The sequence below is a fragment of the Candidatus Sulfidibacterium hydrothermale genome (assembly GCF_020149915.1).
In the GTDB taxonomy this organism is placed as follows: domain Bacteria; phylum Bacteroidota; class Bacteroidia; order Bacteroidales; family F082; genus Sulfidibacterium; species Sulfidibacterium hydrothermale.
Genome location: NZ_CP083760.1, coordinates 1,954,296 through 1,971,697 on the forward strand (window position 1 = coordinate 1,954,296; position 17,402 = coordinate 1,971,697).

Consider the following 17,402-nt stretch of genomic DNA (forward strand, 5'->3'; position numbering starts at 1 on the left):
AGAAATGTTAAAGAAATTACCCATAGAAAAAGATATTGAAACAAAAAGAGTTCTAAAAAAACTTGCATCTGCTCATCGTGCATTGGCAGAATTAAAAGGAGTTGTATCTACCATTCCAAATGAGAATATATTGATTAATACATTGGGATTGCAAGAAGCAAAAGATAGTTCAGCAATAGAAAATATTATTACAACACACGATGATATTTATAAAGCAGACTTAAATCTTGAAGGCTTTAAATCACTGAATGCCAAAGAAGTTCAAAATTATATTTCAGCACTTAAAAAAGGTTTTGCTTTAATATCGAAAAAAAAGATATTAACAAACAACGACATAATTGAAATACAATCTGTATTAGAAAAAAACAGAGCAGGTTTCAGAAAACTTCCCGGGACAGCATTAAAAAACGCAACGACAGGAGAAACTGTTTATACGCCGCCACAGGAATATGATGAAATAGTGGACTTAATGACAAATCTGGAACAATTTATCAATGATGATACAATGTCTGATTTTGACCCATTGGTGAAAATGGCAATCATTCATTATCAGTTTGAAAGTATTCATCCATTTTATGACGGGAACGGAAGAACAGGTAGAATAATAAATGTTATCTATTTGGTAATGAAAGATTTATTGAATTTACCCATCTTGTATTTGAGTCGATATATTATTTTAAACAAGGGAAATTATTATAAATTATTGCAAGAAATAAGAGAAACAGACGATTGGGAAAACTGGTTGTTATTTATGTTAGACGCAGTAGAACAAATATCAAAAGAAACTATTGAACTAATTGGAAAAATACGAGACTTAATATTTGAATATAAAAACATTCTTCGCGATAATTATAAATTTTACAGTCAGGATTTGTTGAACAATTTATTTAAACACCCTTATACAAAAATAGAATTTATAGAGCGAGATTTAGGCGTTTCAAGAATAACAGCAGCAAAATATTTAAACGAATTAGCAAAAGACGGATTATTAAGAAAAGAAAAATTAGGGACAGGGAATTATTATATCAACGAACGGTTAATGGATTTACTAACAAAGAAATAGAACAAAATACACTTTGGCTAACAAAGCATATAAGTCATTGGGCGGTAAGTAGTTAAATAAACATACAAACATTGATAAACAGCATGGTAAACTGAAAGATTTGAGCATTAAAACGCCCAACGCCTCATATGCCTAACCGTTGGCCGTAAGGCAGAAAAAACAGAAAAATAAATATGAAAAAATTATTCCCAATAATAATTGGTTTTGTCTTTTTAATAGCCTGTAATAATCCGCAGAAAAAATTGACATATAGTTCCAATAAAAATGATTGGAAACCTGATAAGTTAATTGGAAAGGTCAAAACTCTTGTTCAATACAAAGCAAATGTGATTAATCCCGGAAATGGAGAAACAGAAACGCCAAGAATTACATTCAAGAAAGAATATACCAAATATGGTATGATTTTGTTTCAGGAATACTATGACAATTTTAAGAACTTAAAACAGAAAACCAAAAACGAATACAACGACAAAGGACTAATTATAAAATCAACAACTGAATTTTATCAACCGTATTCAAGAATGATTCAAACAAATCGGTATGATACTGCCGGGAACCTGATTTTTACAAATATTGCATACAACGATACTTTATCAAGTAGTGCCAAATTTGCATATAACACACACAAAGATTTAGTAAAAGGGACTGACATTCAAAATGGAGATACTACGGTGAATCTTTTTGAATATAGGTACAACAAAAACGGGAAAATCATTTGGGAAAAGAAAGTACAAAATTACAAATCAGGAAAAGATGAATATTTGATTACATTTAAGTACGACAAAAAAGGAAACTTAATTGAAGAAAGAAGTAAATCTCAGCTTTTCGGAGAAATGAAATGGGTTTATAAATACGACAACAAGAATAAACTCAAAGAGAGTAGCGAATACGAAAATGGACAAATACAAAATGAAATTTATTTTAACAATAATCATAATCAAACACTAGCAAGATACTATGAAAATGGCAAGCTTAACAGGGAAATGAAGTTTGATTATAAATTTGATAAAACGGGCAATTGGGTTATCAAAAAAGCCTATTTGAAAGAAAACTTTTTGAAAGGCAAAACATTTAAACCTGTATATATTGAAACAAGAAAAATTAACTATTATGAATAAAACGCCCAGCGGCCAACAACACCTATGCGTTATGCCGCAATTTATTGCAAATAAATAGATTAAGCGTTAAATGAAGAAAATTGTAAATACGAAAATTAAACAATAAAAAAGCGGCACATCGCATAGCCACACCGTTAGGCGTAAGGTGAATCGAAAAAACAAAATGACAACAATAAATCAGAAACAAGTGCGATTGCTGTATGAAGCTACAAAACAACTGAACAAAGTTTTAACTGTTAGGAATTTACTCTTATCAGCCTTATTTTCAACAATATTAGTTCTCTTAATCGATTTTTTATATGATTTAAGAATAATTGTTTTTATAATATATCTAACAGTTTTTACATATATTTCTTACAAATTAATTTTTAAATATAAATTTTCCCGTTTAAAAAATCGACTTGACCCAACACCAGACTACGATCAATTAATTACTCAAGATTATATTAACATTAAATTGGGCAAACAAAAGCTACGATTATATTTAAAAGATTGCCATTATTATATTTCAAGTGATTTTGTTTTTGTGTTTAAAACATATAAATTAATGGCAATATTTTCTATTGAAAAAATAAAACAAACTACACTGTTAGAAGACTTTCTTAAACGATTCAAAAAACAAAAAAAAGTCAGCCTTCTAGCGGTGGTAACTTTAATTGTAATTGCTATTTCTTTTACATGGAAAATAAGCCTTACAGAAATGAATCGGACTTTTCTATTGAAAAATAATAATTATATAGTTTTAAAAATTGTAAAAGGAGATTCTGTTTTATATCAAGCAAATAATTCTTATGTAGTCAAATTAGTGAATAATCAAATAAATGACAATAATATTGGAGTTGAGAAAGAAGATGTTGAGATTTATATTCGACTTGAACCATTTAAGAGAATACGAGTTATGTATTTAATTCTTAACAATATCTCTGACAAGAACATTGATTCATTATCAAAAAGAATATTAGGGTTATATTCGTATCAGATTGAAGACAACAGAATAACTTTGTATAAAAGCAGTGACAACATAAGAATAATAGTAAAGATTGAAGAAGATAACCCTGCGCCTAACAACGGTTATACTTCATGCCGCAAAAAGTGCTAAAATTGGAAATTAATTGTAAATTTGGAAATAATTGTAAACAGAAAAATAAATCAACAAAAATGCGGCACGTCGCATAGCCTCAACCGTTGGCAGTCATGCCCACCGGCGGGTAATCATTCGTTCTTTGAGGCTGTCTTGCGCAGCTTGCTTTTGAAAAATCAGTTTTCATAAGACACATCTGTAAACAAGATGTTTACGTTGCAGCAAGCTGCTCAGGCCACAGAACAATTTGGGGAAATGGCTTGCGTGACGGAAGGTCGAGTTCTTCCGGATTCTTCGTTTCGGGATTTCGCACGCGAGGGCAGGAGTAAGGCGGCGTAATCATTTTTGCAGGTTGAAATTAATTTATGCGTTGTTTGAAAGATTCTCATTCAAAATAGGGAAGAGGCTCATTCATAAACGAAAATCTGGGAAATGATGTTGCAAAAATACTTCCGCCGCCTTCTGCAGGTTTCCGTACTGCCGTTGGGACACGTTCAGCCAACAGCGGCTCATAGTGCATGCCGCAAATTGTACTGAATTTGAAAATTAATTGTAAATTTGAGAATATTTGTAAACAGAGAAGATTATGAAAACCAATTGCGGCACGCACCATAGCCGCACCCGTTGGTGGCAAGGCAAATAAAAAAAGAGTAATATGAATAACAAACTAGAAAAACTTTTAAAGTTTGAATCAATTTTTGAGCAAAAACGATGGACTCAAATAAATGGTTATGATGAAAAATTAGATCGTTTCGGTAGTTTAATAGATGTCCTTAAAGAAGAAGAAATAAACTTAATAATAGAACTTACACATATGTTTCAGTGGATGTCTTATAACGATTATCATAATAATTTAAGGATGCTTTTAAAGCAAGTTTTAAAAGAATCTCTTAAAAATAAAAATCAATTAATTCTTTTTCCAATTATAAAACCTACAGATGAAGATAAATTAAAGAGCGGACATGTTGTAATGAAAATGATTGAAAGTATTAAACCCTCAATTAGTGGATTCAAGAATGTTAGATTAAAACTTTTTTCAGAATTTAAAGATATCAAATCTGATAATTTCCAAATGGGTAAAAGTGATTACTTTATTCTTGTTGATGATTACATTGGGTCAGGAAAAACATTAACTAAAACCCTTTCAAAAATTAATGAAAATGGAAGTATTAGGAATAATTACGGAGTATTAGCAATTGCTATACAAAAACAAGCCAAGCAACTATTTGAAGAAAAAGGCATTACGATTTATAATTCAATGATTTTAAAAAAAGGAATATCCGATACTTATATTTCGCCAGAATTAGAGAAGAAAATAGAAATAATGCAAAAGATTGAAAATAAAATACCGAAAGTTTCTAAATATAGATTTGGATATGAAAAATCAGAAGCATTAATATCACTAATGAAAACGCCAAATAATACTTTTCCTGTATTTTGGAAAGGATTAATTAATAAAGGAGAAGAAATTGAAGCACCATTTCAAAGATATTAGAAAAATGAAAGAAAAAGAAATATATTTATTACTCAACGCTATTAAGAAAAACACAGATATAAAACGTTTAGTTAGAGAAGGTTTATCTTATACAAAGATTGTAGAACTCACAAAAGAAGTAATATCAAATGGATTTGTGACATATGATAATGATGTTATTACTCTCTCCGAAAAAGGTGAATTATTTTATGATAAAGTAAAAGACTCTTTTAAAAGAATAAATAAAGAAGAGTGGATTGAAAAGGATTTAAAAAATAAAATTCCTAAACTTGATAAAAATGTTATATTTTTACCAAGGCAAAACGAATTAACTTTTTAAGTTCTTTTCTTAAAAGTTTTGTGTTGGCTGTGCTAACACCGGAATAGTGAGTCACTATTCTGTAATGGAATGGGCTTTCAAGCCTTCGGGTTTAAAAGGGCTGCCGCTGAGGCTCCAGCCCTTTTAAACCCGTATTCACTAACTTGAGTGGGGAGTCTTCTCCCCACTCAATTAACGATTTAAGACATGAACTTTGAACAATATAAAGTAATTTTCGAAAAAGAAGCATCCAATTCAGGGTATTCAGAAACAAATATTCGGCGCTGTCTTACGTATGCAGAAATATTATTTGCAAACAAGGTTCCTGTCATTTACAATACTTCTCATTTGTCTGTTCTTGTAGGATATAACAAAAGATATTTAAAAAGAGCTGTTGTTTATACACCATATTTTTATAGAGATTTTCAAATTAAAAAGAAAAACGGAAAGTTTAGAAAAATTTCGGAACCTCTCCCTAGTTTAAAAGAAATCCAAACTTGGATTCTTGAAAATATTTTATCAAATATTCCTATTAGTCCATTTGCTAAAGCTTATAAAAAAAATACTAGTATCATTGAAAACCTAAGATTTCATGTAAACCAACCAAAAGTTTTTACATTAGATTTAGAGAACTTTTTCCCCTCTATTAAAACTGATTCAATTGAGAGTATATTTCTAAATGTTGGGTATTCAAAGATATTATCTAACCTTATGGCTAAACTCTGTACTCGTGATAATTCATTGCCTCAAGGAGCTCCGACAAGCCCATATTTATCTAATATTTTTTTTAAACCAGTAGATGATATAATCTCAAGATATTGTATAGATAATAAAATAAGATATACTAGATATGCAGATGATTTAAGTTTTTCTGGAGATTTTGATGAGAATTCTCTTATGGAATTTGTGAGTAATGTTATAAGTGAGTTAAATCTTACTATTAACAAAAACAAAACAAGACTTATGACCCCGAATATGAGACAAACAGTAACTGGTATTGTTGTAAATAAAAAAACACAAGTTGTTTTTCATAAAAGAAATAATTTAAGGAAAGATATTTATTATATCAAAAAATATGGTCTGCACAATCATATGAAATTTAGGAATATTAAACAATCAAATTATTTAGAACATTTGTTGGGTAAAGTTAATTTTGTTCTCCAGTTAAATCCGAATGATATTGAATTCAAAAGATATAAAAATTTTTTGATTGAATTAAAAAATAAAATTGAATAATAGCCCAGCCACCAACATCAGCTATACTTCATGCCGCAAATGATTGTAAATAAGGTGATTAAGCTCTGATTAAGCATATTGGTAAATAGAATAAACAAACAATAAAATGCGGCACATCGCATAGCCCTGCACGTTAGCACACATAAAAAATGAAAGCAAAAAGAAAACCAATAGAATTACATCCAGTAAAAAATCGTTCTAATTGGAAAGAATTTTGGAAAACTTTTTGGAAAGGCGAACCGCCAAAATTAGTTGGTAAAACAGCAATAACTGGACGTATAACAAATCTAAGCACGAAAATCAAGGTTACAAAAAGAATAATTGAAATATTAAACGTTGCATCTGAAATTAAAATTGGTGTTACAGGAGACACGGAAGCCAGAATGGACGGAATAGATTATAGAAAAGGTTTTGATTATGTAACAAGAGTATATAAAACGACAAGTAAAGAAGTGGCAATAAATTATGAAGTTGAATTAATAAAGAAATTTAAAAAATCTCATCCAAAAAAAGTTCTAAATAAATCAATAACAAAAGCGAGTCGTCTAACAACATATAATGGGATTTTCTATGTTTATGTAGTGTTTAATAAATAAATTATGGATGAATTAATAAAACAAGCATTAGAAAAATATTTTTCAGATTTTAAAGAATATAATCTATTAATATTGATTGGCTTTACAATAGTTATTGCCATAATTCAGATTATTCAATCAATGTGGGTAAGTAAAAAAATAGAAAAGTTTAAAAATGAATTAAAAAAATCTGAAATTAAATATTCAAAATATAATCAGCTTCAAATTGAAGCATTAAGTGAAGCATATGAATTGTTAACGGATTTTTTAAGTCAGACGTTTACAATTAAAAATAAAATAAATTCATCCTCACCAGAAATAATCACATCAATCTCTAAAAGATGGTTAAATAGTTATGGTAATGTTTATACAATTTTTTCGAAAAAAAAGTATATTTTGCCTCATTCTATTAAAAAAGAATTTTCTTTAATTGTTAAGGATTTGCATGATATGAGAAAATACATAGAAAGTGAAAAAAATTTAAGTGCTATGCATCATACTTGGCAAAATGGAGAAGTTGAATTTATGGGAGATAATCAAGATCTGAAACAACTGAAAGATGAATTAAATAAGTATGACAAAAGAGGTATAATAAACAAGACAATTGAAAACATTAAAAGTATAAAGAATGAGATTGAAAATTATTTTGATAAAATAGAATAACGTGTGCTAACATCACCTATACTTCATGGCGCAAATAGTTGTAAATAAAGCGATTAAACCTTGATAGAACATATTGGTAAATACGAAAATTAAACAATAAAATTGCGCCACGCAGCATAGCCCTGCACGTTAGCAGTCATTCCCTCTGGCGGACAGAAAGCGTACTGTAGGGCTTTTGGGTGCAGCCTGCTGTTGATCAATTGTTTTTCAAAAGGCACATCTGTAAACAAGATGTTTCCGTAAAAGCAGGCTGCACAGGCCACAGGTTAGCCCGGGGGAAAGAAAAACGTTCCTGAAGTGTTTGTTTTTACAGGGATTTTGGTTTCCGGTATTCGCACGCAAGGGTAGGCAAAAGTCGGCGTCATCATTTTTGCAGGGAAAGACAAACAATCATTAATTGGAAAAGCAGAAGTTAAAATGGAAAATGCTGATTCAAATGGAAGATAAGAGGAAGGGGAGCAAAAATGCTTCCGCCGCCTGAGGGTCATTATCCGTATTGCCTTCGGGAAACAGGCTGCTAACAACGGTTATGCTTCATGCCGCAAAAAGTGCTTAAATTGGAAATTAATTGTAAATTTGGAAATAATTGTAAACAGAAAAATAAATCAACAAAAATGCGGCACGTCGCATAGCCTCAACCGTTGTGTGCAAGCAAAAAAAACGTGAGTGAATGACAAAAGCAACAATCGATATTAACGAATCAAAAATAAAACAGTACGTGGAACCTCTAAGATCTGAAAATCAAGAGATTCGTACTCAACTTGATTTTGGATATTCTTATGACGGAAAGATTGTTGAAATTTATGAGATCAGACCTTTGTGGAACAATCCGGCGGAAACACAAAATATTCCCTTTGTAAAAATTAGATTTTATAAGTCAAAACAATTATGGAATTTATATTGGATGCGAGCAAGTGGGAAATGGGAACTTTACAAACCTTTCTCGAAATCAACTTGCATAGATAAAATCATTGGAGTAATTAGGGAAGATAAACACGGTTGTTTTTTTGGTTAAGTCTAATAAAGAAATGGATAAAGAGATTTTTAAAAATAGTTTTATTGAAAACCTGAACAAAAATTTTCCAGAATTATCAAAAAATTTTGATTTTAAATTGAAGGTGTTTAGTGAATTAAATACGATTCTCTTTGAAATTAATAAATGTTTGCTACTTGAATTTAATCGTGCAGCGATAACACTAACTAATAATTTAATTGAACGCCTGCTTAAATTAGCGTTGATTTATCAAGAAGTTGGTATTGGATCAAAACCGGTAGAAAAATGGACTGAAATATTTAGCGAACCAAATAAAAAATATGGACAATTAAAACTTGGAAATTCAATAGAATTATGTAAAAAAAATAAACTAATAACCGAAGAAGAAAAACAAATACTATTCAATCATATAAGAGTTTTAATGAGAAATGGGTTTGCTCATGCTGACAGTTCTGAAATTTTGGCTGATTTGCCAGATAATTCAATAGGTTTTCAAGCATCATTAAGTAATCCAACAGATATAAAAGAAGTTAGAATGGATTATAAAGTAATCCCTTTTATGCAAGAGTTACAAATGGAGAATTTTGCTAATGAAAATTCAAGACCTTATTTCAAATTTGTCTTTAGATTAATTTTTAAGATTGAAAAAAGACTTATTGAAAATAATTAATAATGCCAGCACACAACAGCGGCTCATAGTGCATGCCGCAAATTGTACTAAAATTGAAAATAAATCGTAAATTTGAGAATATTTGTAAACAGAAAGATTATGAAAACCAAATGCGGCACGCACCATAGCCACACCCGTTGTAGCCAATTTGGTATGAGTATTTTAATAAACATTTGAGAAAGAGTAGAATATTGTAAGAAATATAAATTGAAAACACTGTTTACTAAAACATATAGGAAAAAAGTTCAGAACAAGAGAAAGGAAGATATTATTGATTTGTTTTTGACGAATATTAGTGGAACTCATTACCGTAAGGTTGAAAGAGAAAGTGACAAACTCATTATCAAAGGATCATTTCCCGAACTTTTTCAAAATAGTATTATGACTTTATGGGCTGGATTTTGTAGGAAAGCCGAATTGTATTTTTCAATAAACAATGATATTGTTTATTCTGTAGATTATACTTACGGAGTCATTTCACTGTTTACAGCTCTTATGGCCAGTATATTACCTATGCTATTTTTTTCATTAAATATTGCGACGTATGGATTTGTACCATTATCTGTCTTAGTCTTAGGAATATTTCATATCATTATTCGGCTATATCTTCACCGACAAGTTTTTGTTAAAACTTTAAACTTTAAGAATCTGTACAAAGGAAAATATGATTGGAATAAAATTTTAAAAAGCAAAACGGATAATGAATTAAAAAATATAGTCAATGGAAATACGACATTAACGATTGAAGTTCAAAAAATGGCGGAAGAAGAATTAATTAGAAGAAAAGAAAAATAAAGAAAAACTGGCTACAACATCAGCTATACTGCATGGCGCAAATAACTGTAAATAAATGGATTAGCTTTGATTAAACATGTTTGTAAATTGAAAAATCAAACAATAAAAATGCACCACGCAGCATAGCCCTGCACGTTGGGCACAATATAAAAAACAAGCATTATGAGCCATTACAGAAAATTAATTGATATTTCTCTATTGAATATAAACATTGAAAATCCAAGATTTGAAATGGTAGGAAATCAAAGAGATGCAATTAAAACAATGATTGAGGATCAAAAGGAGAAGTTAATAAAACTAGCAGAAGATATTTTAAACCAAGGTTTAAACCCAGGAGATCCAATTTTTATAACAAAACACGAGAAGCAAGAAGGTGAATATAATGTTATAGAAGGAAATCGTAGGGTAACTGTTTTAAAATTACTTGAAAATCCTGAATTGATTTCTGAAAAACAAAAATTTTTTTTGAATAAATTTAAGAAGTTATCAGAACAATACTCAAAAGCCCCGATTGATAAAATTCCATGCATATTGTTTGACTCTGAAAAAGAGGCAGAGCATTGGGTTGAATTAAAACATACTGGACAAAACGATGGTATTGGTACAGTTGGTTGGGATGCACAGCAGAAAGCACGTTTTGATGAAAGAGTTAAAGGAAATTCAAGCTATGCTTTACAAATTTTAGACTTTTTAGAAAAGCAAGAGAGTGTTGATAGTGAATTAAAGAATAATCTTAAAAAGGTAAAATCATCCTCTTTACAACGACTTGCAACAGATCCTGATTTTAGACGAATGGCAGGAATAGATATCAAGGACGGAAAAGTTATTACTCGATATGAACCATCTGAAATAGTCAAACCTCTTTGCAAAGTTGTTAATGATTTATTACGAAAAGATTTTACAGTAAAAGATATCTACTATAAAGATGATAGACTGAATTATTTAGAGACTTTTAAAAAAACGGATTTGCCGGATAAATCGAAAGAGCTAGCAGGTAATTGGGAATTAATAAGTACTACACCACCTAAAAAAGCAGACCTGAAAAAAAATGATGAAAAAAAGAGAAAAAAGAGTAAATCATTAATTTCAAAGCGTCATACAATAATCCCAAAAAGTACGATAATCCCTATAAGCCAACCTCGAGTTAATAAAATCTATCATGAATTGAAAGATCTTGATGTTAAAGACTTCGAAAATTCGGCTGCAATAACTTTTAGGGTATTTATTGAACTTTCATTGGATAGTTATATCGAAAAGTTTCCTATTTTAGGCGTTACCAAGAATAGTAAATTGAGCCACAAACTAAAATCTGTTGCCACTGACTTTGAAAATAAAGGTGTTCTTGATAAATATAAACTTAAAGGTGCGTACACAGCTTCAACTATGAAGGACAGTATGTTTTCAATAGATACACTTAACGCTTTTGTGCATAATAAAGATTTTAATCCAGACCCGGAATCATTAAAGAAAAATTGGGATAACTTAGAAGTTTTTTTTATAAAACTATGGGAATTAATTTAACAAACAATTTTTATTCGCCCCTAAGATATCCTGGGGGGAAAGGGAAGCTTTCCCATTATATCCAACTTTTGATTGAATATAATTTACTAATTGATGGACACTATGTTGAGCCATATGCAGGCGGTGCTTCTGTGGCGCTGTCGTTACTTTTTAATGAATATGTAAGGACAATACATATTAATGACTTTGATTATCGGATTTACTGTTTTTGGCATTCAGTTCTATTTGATACTGAAAATCTTTGTGACAAGATATCCAAGACTTCAATTGATATAAAGAACTGGTTGATTCAAAAAGAAATCCAGAAAAATCCAAAAAATTATAACCAACTTGAAATAGGTTTCTCTACTTTCTTTTTGAATAGAACTAACCGGTCTGGAATATTAAAAGCGGGGGTAATTGGTGGAAAATCCCAGAATGGCAAATGGAAACTTGATGCAAGATTTAATAAAGAAGAATTAATTAAAAGAATAAGAAGAATAAGCCGTTATAAAAATCGAATAAAACTCTATAATAAAGATGCATTAGAACTTACAATACAGCTATCAAAAACGCTTCCTTCAAAAACTCTTTTTTATTTTGATCCCCCTTATTATAAAAAAGGGAAAGATCTCTACATTAATTTTTATGAACATGCTGATCATTTGCAAATCTCAAAGTTGATAAAAAAATTAACAAATAAATATTGGTTGGTTTCTTATGATAATAATGTAAATATACGTGAATTTTACAAGCCGTTTTTACAAAGAACATATGAATTAAATTATCATGCGGGGATTGCTAAAAAAGGCACAGAAATTTTGATTTTCTCAGACAATTTAATTGTTCCAGAATTACTTAACCCAACAGATAAAAATGAAATTAGGAGAATTGAAGAAAAAGGACTTTCTAGTAATTGGATTGAAAGTAGAAATACTGTGCCCAACACAGCATATAAGTCATTGGGCAGCAAGTAGTTAATAGGCGATATAAACATTAATGAACAGTATGGTAAACTGAAAGATTTAGCATTAAAACGCCCAACGCCTCATATACATACCCGTTGGCAGTCATGCCCACCGGCGGGCAATCATTCGTTCTTTGAGGCTGTCTTGCGCAGCTTGCTATTAGAAAAATTAGTTTTCATAAGACACATCTGTAAACAAGATGTTTACGTTGCAGCAAGCTGCTCAGGCCACAGAACAATTTGGGGAAATGGCTTGCGTGACGGAAGGTCGAGTTCTTCCGGATTCTTCGTTTCGGGATTTCGCACGCAAGGACAGGAGTAAGGCGGCGTAATCATTTTTGCAGGTTGAAATCAATTTATGCGTTGTTTGAAAAATTTTCATTCAAAATAGGGAAGATGTTCATTCATAAACGAAAATCTGGGAAATGATGTTGCAAAAATACTTCCACCGCCTTCTGCAGCTTTCCGTACTGCCGTTGGGACACGTTCAGCCAACAGCGGCTCATAGTGCATGCCGCAAATTGTGCTGAATTTGAAAATTAATTGTAAATTTGAGAATATTTGTAAACAGAAAGATTATGAAAACCAATTGCGGCACGCACCATAGCCGCACCCGTTAGCAGTCATGCCCACCGGCGGGTAATCATTCGTTCTTTGAGGCTGTCTTGCGCAGCTTGCTTTTGAAAAATTAGTTTTCATAAGACACATCTGTAAACAAGATGGTTTACGTTGCAGCAAGCTGCTCAGGCCACAGAACAATTTGGGGAAATGGCTTGCGTGACGGAAGGTCGAGTTCTTCCGGATTCTTCGTTTCGGGATTTCGCACGCAAGGACAGGAGTAAGGCGGCGTAATCATTTTTGCAGGTTGAAATCAATTTATGCGTTGTTTGAAAAATTTTCATTCAAAATAGGGAAGATGTTCATTCATAAACGAAAACCTGGGAAACGATGTTGCAAAAATACTTCCGCCGCCTTCTGCAGGTTTCCGTACTGCCGTTGGGACACGTTCAGCTAACAGCGGCTCATAGTGCATGCCGCAAATTGTGCTGAATTTGAAAATTAATTGTAAATTTGAGAATATTTGTAAACAGAGAAGATTATGAAAACCAATTGCGGCACGCACCATAGCCGCACCCGTTGTGCACTATATCGAAGAAGATTTTGATGAATACTTAGGTAGCGTCTAAAAGGAGGTTGAAAAATGAAGGGAATATGTAAATTTGAAAAGATATAAATAATTGATAATCAAGAATTAATTTTGACATTAGTTGGAATGTAAATAATAACTCAAAATTATTAATTTATGGAATTTTATAAAGATTTGCTGAAAATAGAGAAGTCTAAATTCAAAATAGTCTTAGGAATAGTTGCTGTTATTATTTCTATAACTTGGTTTATAGCAAGAATTAAACAAAACGGGAATCTAAATACTTTTGATTGGATTTATGGAATCTTTTTTGGCCTACAAGGAATTCTAAATATCATGGAAGGTTATGGAATTTCAAGTTCTAGAATATTTGGGAAGGCATTTATTTCTATAGATGACGAAAAAATACAGATAAAAACACATGTTTTTTCGAAAACGCAAATTCTTTATTGGAAAGAAATAAAAGCAATTAATTATAAAACAAATTTTTTTGTTTTCACGTCGAAAAATAATATTTCCACAAATCTAAAATTATCTGAATTTGATTATCTTTCTATAAAAGAAATTAAAAAAACAATTAGAGAGATTGCAAAAAAGAATGACATTAAACATGATATAAAATAAATTTAAATACAGTGCACAACATCAGCTATACTACACACCGCAAAAACATGAGAACAAAACAATTAATCAGTAAATGAAAATGCCGGCAAGCAGAAAAATGAAAGCATTAAAACAGCGGCGCGTAGCATAGCCGCGCCCGTTAGCACCCATTAAAAAAAACCACAGTGTTAAAGAAAGGATTTTTAAAACCGGAATTATCAATTAACAATCTTGGTAAAAGGCAGTTCTGGACAGGAATAATAATGGGTGTAGTAGCTTCATTCGTTTTAAGTTACTTTTTCAACTATTCAAGAGAATCATTACGTTCAATTACATTTATGGGCGACCCATTAATTCTCACAGAAAAAGAATTTAGACTGTATGATTTATTTTTTGCAGCATTTTCAACAAGTCTTGGTTTTGGATTTACAATAAATTTTTGGTTAACAGGTAGAAATAAGATTATTAAAAAAAGATACTTGCAAATTTTTACAATTTCCAATGCATGGTTTATAACATTTGTTGCATTGATGATTGTTAGCCGATTTGGGTCAATTTTACCAATTACTCTCTACACTATAAAAGGGTATGACAATCAACTTGACTTTTTACATACATTTTGGCTGTTGCTCATTTTGATTCCGATTTATGTGTTTTTTGCACAATGGAATACCATACGACTAATATTTAGAGCTAAGAATTGGGTACTACTTTCAATAGTGTTTTTCTGTATTACAACATTTTACCTATTTGAAACAACAACTGCGGACAGGGAGATACTGAACAAGAATTATTATTCGGTTAACAAAGAATATTTTAATTATATTGATCAGAAATTTCAAATGGCAAAAAAATATGGTATAGTTTTTCCAGCTTCTTTAAAGCAAGTATTACAAAAGGAATATGCTGAAAGAACCACGAACCTTGTTAATGCTTTAAAAAATGCATTTAACAAAAACAAAATAGTGCCACTTGATACATTAATTTTAGAAGAGATTGTTATTCATAACCTAAAAATAACGAATCCATATTCATACAACCAATTTAATGATATAGACAAAAACTGGCCATATGCATTTCCTGAACAAGTCTATTGTCAAATTCAAAAACATGATGTAAATAGTATCGAAACAAAAGTTCTTTTTGAAATATTACATGAACAGGCTTCCCTATTTACGAGTTCAAAAATAGATTGGAATAAATGGAAAACTTATTCGCCCTATGAAAGACAAAAGTCAATTTTCAAACAAAATCTTTTATACACCACGAAAACTATTCAAAGCAGATTAATACAAGTAATAAATTTGTTACGGTCAGAAAAGAAATACAAAGAATATCAATACTTATTACCAGTCATGCGATTTAATGACAAGGGAAGGCAAAAACAAATTAAAATAAACATTAAAAACGGGTGCTAACACAGCATATAAGTCATTGGGCAATAAGTGGTTAAATTAAAATATGAATACAAATAAACGGCATGGTAAACTGAAAGATTTAGCATTAAAACGCCCACCGCCTCATATGCCTAACCGTTAGCAGTCATGCCCACCGGCGGGTAATCATTCGTTCTTTGAGGCTGTCTTGCGCAGCTTGCTTTTGAAAAATTAATTTTCATAAGACACATCTGTAAACAAGATGTTTACGTTGTAGCAAGCTGCTCAGGCCACAGAACAATTTGGGGAAATGGCTTACGTGACGGAAGGTCGAGTTCTTCCGGATTCTTCGTTTCGGGATTTCGCACGCAAGGGCAGGAGTAAGGCGGCGTAATCATTTTTGCAGGTTGAAATCAATTATGCGTTGTTTGAAAAATTTTCATTCAAAATAGGGAAGATGTTCATTCATAAACGAAAACCTGGGAAATGATGTTGCAAAAATACTTCCGCCGCCTTCTGCTGGTTTCCGTACTGCCGTTGGGACACGTTCAGCTAACAGCGGCTCATAGTGCATGCCGCAAATTGTGCTGAATTTGAAAATTAATTGTAAATTTGAGAATATTTGTAAACAGAGAAGATTATGAAAACTAATTGCGGCACGCACCATAGCCGCACCCGTTGTGTGCCATATAAGAGAACCACTGTAAATGATAAAAACTGAAATCACGATATTGATAAATCGAAAGTCAGACATTGACCTCGTTAAAGAGAAAATTATTGACGCGAAAATTCAGTTTCCGATATATCTTTTCGAATATGAAAGTCACTTAAAACTTACCTTTACGAGTGATTATGAAGAATGGGAATTAGATAAAGCAATTCTTGATAGTTTCCCAGGTTACGAGTTTACCTCAGACCTTGAAAAAGGAAGAAAAGAAATAAGGCTACAAATTTCAAGATACCAATCAGAATTGTCGACAGATGGTTGGGGCAGACCAATTGAAAATCCTTTGAACGAAACAAAATATTTGATACGAAAATCAAAAAAACAAGTAGAAAGGTTCAATCCTGTAGTTAAGGTTTTATTTGAAAACAATGAAAGAGATTACTATATCAACATTGTCAAAGGAGCAGATAGAAATTCAGGAAAGGAAGGCTTTTTGCTTCTTAATGAATTCAAGACAAATAAAAGAGATAGCGAAACGGAGTTTTTCAAAGATAGACTATACAATACACCAATCGAAGCATTTCAGCTTGGGTTTTACAAAATGCAAGACTTAGTAAATCAAGACTTCAAACAGTTTGAAGAAAACAAAAAGAAAGAATTAAGAAAACAACAAAAATTACCACGGAAACTAATCAGAGATTTTATCAAGTCTTGTAACAATAATGATATTAGTGGAATTCTTAAAAATCTGGAAGATAACGTAACTTTTGAAAAAAGAGTTAATTGGCAAACAGTATTTTCAATAAAAGGAAAAGAAGAATTCAAAGAATATGTTGAATCACCTAATCCGGACTTTTGTGGTAGAGAGCTGAAAATTAAATCATCATGGGATTTTCATAAATCATTTGTAACAATTAGGGTTCATTTTTTCCCAAAAATAAATGATGAACAGATACCGATGAATACATTACAATCAAGACGGTTTACGTTTGAGATTAAAGAAAATATTATTGGTAGTATAATCGAAGAAAATTAAATACGGCACACAACAACACCTATACGTCATGCCGCAGCATATTGGTAATGAGACAATTAAACATTGATTAAAATATTTGTAAACACGAAAATTAAACAATAAAAAAGCGGCACGTCGC

18 protein-coding genes are annotated in these 17,402 nt (G+C 31.1%); 16 read left to right on the forward strand and 2 right to left on the reverse strand.

What is annotated here, in order from left to right; translation table 11 throughout:
* Window positions 1-4 precede the first annotated feature (4 nt).
* The 3 genes from LA303_RS07750 to LA303_RS07760 all read left to right on the forward strand — a co-directional run bounded on the left by LA303_RS07750 (window position 5) and on the right by LA303_RS07760 (window position 3,280).
* A complete protein-coding gene (locus tag LA303_RS07750) occupies window positions 5-1,063 on the forward strand; it encodes a Fic family protein (RefSeq protein WP_240524718.1) in 1,059 nt (352 codons plus the stop codon).
* A 173-nt stretch (window positions 1,064-1,236) separates the two neighbouring features.
* Window positions 1,237-2,181: a hypothetical protein gene (locus tag LA303_RS07755; protein ID WP_240524719.1), complete on the forward strand. Its 945-nt coding sequence runs from the start codon at window positions 1,237-1,239 to the stop codon at window positions 2,179-2,181.
* A 163-nt stretch (window positions 2,182-2,344) separates the two neighbouring features.
* Complete coding sequence (locus tag LA303_RS07760; protein WP_240524720.1) at window positions 2,345-3,280, forward strand: hypothetical protein; 936 nt, start codon at window positions 2,345-2,347, stop codon at window positions 3,278-3,280.
* Window positions 3,281-3,647: 367 nt separating this feature from the next.
* Here LA303_RS07760 and LA303_RS07765 read toward each other — a convergent pair whose 3' ends face one another.
* On the reverse strand, window positions 3,648-3,875 hold the full coding sequence (locus tag LA303_RS07765) for a hypothetical protein (RefSeq protein WP_240524721.1): 228 nt from the start codon (window positions 3,873-3,875) through the stop codon (window positions 3,648-3,650).
* 42 nt (window positions 3,876-3,917) lie between these two features.
* Between LA303_RS07765 and LA303_RS07770 the strand changes: the two genes are divergently transcribed.
* From LA303_RS07770 to LA303_RS07815, 10 genes are all read left to right on the forward strand, one after another.
* On the forward strand, window positions 3,918-4,757 hold the full coding sequence (locus LA303_RS07770) for a phosphoribosyltransferase-like protein (RefSeq protein ID WP_240524722.1): 840 nt from the start codon (window positions 3,918-3,920) through the stop codon (window positions 4,755-4,757).
* Window positions 4,758-4,761: 4 nt separating this feature from the next.
* On the forward strand, window positions 4,762-5,076 hold the full coding sequence (locus LA303_RS07775; protein ID WP_240524723.1) for a hypothetical protein: 315 nt from the start codon (window positions 4,762-4,764) through the stop codon (window positions 5,074-5,076).
* Between the two features lie 186 nt (window positions 5,077-5,262).
* Window positions 5,263-6,291: a reverse transcriptase domain-containing protein gene (locus LA303_RS07780; protein ID WP_240524724.1), complete on the forward strand. Its 1,029-nt coding sequence runs from the start codon at window positions 5,263-5,265 to the stop codon at window positions 6,289-6,291.
* A gap of 149 nt (window positions 6,292-6,440) precedes the next feature.
* Window positions 6,441-6,887: a hypothetical protein gene (locus LA303_RS07785; RefSeq protein WP_240524725.1), complete on the forward strand. Its 447-nt coding sequence runs from the start codon at window positions 6,441-6,443 to the stop codon at window positions 6,885-6,887.
* Window positions 6,888-6,890: 3 nt separating this feature from the next.
* Window positions 6,891-7,529, forward strand: coding sequence for a hypothetical protein (locus tag LA303_RS07790; protein ID WP_240524726.1), 639 nt, complete (start codon window positions 6,891-6,893; stop codon window positions 7,527-7,529).
* Between the two features lie 670 nt (window positions 7,530-8,199).
* Window positions 8,200-8,544 (forward strand): DUF3024 domain-containing protein, encoded by a 345-nt coding sequence (locus LA303_RS07795; RefSeq protein ID WP_240524727.1) that lies wholly within the window; start codon window positions 8,200-8,202, stop codon window positions 8,542-8,544.
* A 13-nt stretch (window positions 8,545-8,557) separates the two neighbouring features.
* The gene (locus LA303_RS07800) at window positions 8,558-9,193 is read left to right on the forward strand and encodes a hypothetical protein (protein ID WP_240524728.1); all 636 of its coding nucleotides are present in this window, start codon (window positions 8,558-8,560) and stop codon (window positions 9,191-9,193) included.
* A gap of 207 nt (window positions 9,194-9,400) precedes the next feature.
* Window positions 9,401-9,988 carry a hypothetical protein gene (locus LA303_RS07805; RefSeq protein WP_240524729.1) on the forward strand — a complete coding sequence of 196 codons (588 nt, stop codon included), beginning with the start codon at window positions 9,401-9,403 and terminating at the stop codon, window positions 9,986-9,988.
* A 162-nt stretch (window positions 9,989-10,150) separates the two neighbouring features.
* Window positions 10,151-11,509: a ParB N-terminal domain-containing protein gene (locus LA303_RS07810; protein WP_240524730.1), complete on the forward strand. Its 1,359-nt coding sequence runs from the start codon at window positions 10,151-10,153 to the stop codon at window positions 11,507-11,509.
* Window positions 11,494-12,465, forward strand: coding sequence for a DNA adenine methylase (locus LA303_RS07815; RefSeq protein WP_240524731.1), 972 nt, complete (start codon window positions 11,494-11,496; stop codon window positions 12,463-12,465). Before LA303_RS07810 ends, LA303_RS07815 begins: the two co-directional genes overlap by 16 nt.
* Window positions 12,466-13,353: 888 nt before the next feature.
* Here the strand turns inward: LA303_RS07815 and LA303_RS07820 are convergent.
* A complete protein-coding gene (locus LA303_RS07820; protein ID WP_240524732.1) occupies window positions 13,354-13,581 on the reverse strand; it encodes a hypothetical protein in 228 nt (75 codons plus the stop codon).
* Between the two features lie 177 nt (window positions 13,582-13,758).
* Here LA303_RS07820 and LA303_RS07825 point away from each other — a divergent pair, with 177 nt between their 5' ends.
* The 3 genes from LA303_RS07825 (at window position 13,759) to LA303_RS07835 (ending at window position 17,284) form a co-directional block, all read left to right on the forward strand.
* A complete protein-coding gene (locus LA303_RS07825) occupies window positions 13,759-14,226 on the forward strand; it encodes a hypothetical protein (protein ID WP_240524733.1) in 468 nt (155 codons plus the stop codon).
* A gap of 164 nt (window positions 14,227-14,390) precedes the next feature.
* Entirely contained in the window at window positions 14,391-15,623 is a 1,233-nt protein-coding gene (locus LA303_RS07830; RefSeq protein ID WP_240524734.1) for a hypothetical protein, read from the forward strand.
* Between the two features lie 665 nt (window positions 15,624-16,288).
* A complete protein-coding gene (locus tag LA303_RS07835; RefSeq protein WP_240524735.1) occupies window positions 16,289-17,284 on the forward strand; it encodes a hypothetical protein in 996 nt (331 codons plus the stop codon).
* The last annotated feature ends 118 nt before the right edge of the window (window positions 17,285-17,402 follow it).

Coding starts and splice junctions, on each gene's coding strand:
- LA303_RS07815 (WP_240524731.1), top strand. CDS start 11,494: ATGGGAATTAATTTAACAAACAATTTTTATTCGCCCCTAAGATATCCT.
- LA303_RS07790 (WP_240524726.1), top strand. CDS start 6,891: ATGGATGAATTAATAAAACAAGCATTAGAAAAATATTTTTCAGATTTT.
- LA303_RS07775 (WP_240524723.1), top strand. CDS start 4,762: ATGAAAGAAAAAGAAATATATTTATTACTCAACGCTATTAAGAAAAAC.
- LA303_RS07765 (WP_240524721.1), bottom strand. CDS start 3,875: ATGGTGCGTGCCGCAATTGGTTTTCATAATCTTCTCTGTTTACAAATA.
- LA303_RS07755 (WP_240524719.1), top strand. CDS start 1,237: ATGAAAAAATTATTCCCAATAATAATTGGTTTTGTCTTTTTAATAGCC.
- LA303_RS07770 (WP_240524722.1), top strand. CDS start 3,918: ATGAATAACAAACTAGAAAAACTTTTAAAGTTTGAATCAATTTTTGAG.
- LA303_RS07825 (WP_240524733.1), top strand. CDS start 13,759: ATGGAATTTTATAAAGATTTGCTGAAAATAGAGAAGTCTAAATTCAAA.
- LA303_RS07810 (WP_240524730.1), top strand. CDS start 10,151: ATGAGCCATTACAGAAAATTAATTGATATTTCTCTATTGAATATAAAC.
- LA303_RS07785 (WP_240524725.1), top strand. CDS start 6,441: ATGAAAGCAAAAAGAAAACCAATAGAATTACATCCAGTAAAAAATCGT.
- LA303_RS07835 (WP_240524735.1), top strand. CDS start 16,289: ATGATAAAAACTGAAATCACGATATTGATAAATCGAAAGTCAGACATT.
- LA303_RS07800 (WP_240524728.1), top strand. CDS start 8,558: ATGGATAAAGAGATTTTTAAAAATAGTTTTATTGAAAACCTGAACAAA.
- LA303_RS07820 (WP_240524732.1), bottom strand. CDS start 13,581: ATGGTGCGTGCCGCAATTGGTTTTCATAATCTTCTCTGTTTACAAATA.
- LA303_RS07795 (WP_240524727.1), top strand. CDS start 8,200: ATGACAAAAGCAACAATCGATATTAACGAATCAAAAATAAAACAGTAC.
- LA303_RS07780 (WP_240524724.1), top strand. CDS start 5,263: ATGAACTTTGAACAATATAAAGTAATTTTCGAAAAAGAAGCATCCAAT.
- LA303_RS07760 (WP_240524720.1), top strand. CDS start 2,345: ATGACAACAATAAATCAGAAACAAGTGCGATTGCTGTATGAAGCTACA.
- LA303_RS07750 (WP_240524718.1), top strand. CDS start 5: ATGTTAAAGAAATTACCCATAGAAAAAGATATTGAAACAAAAAGAGTT.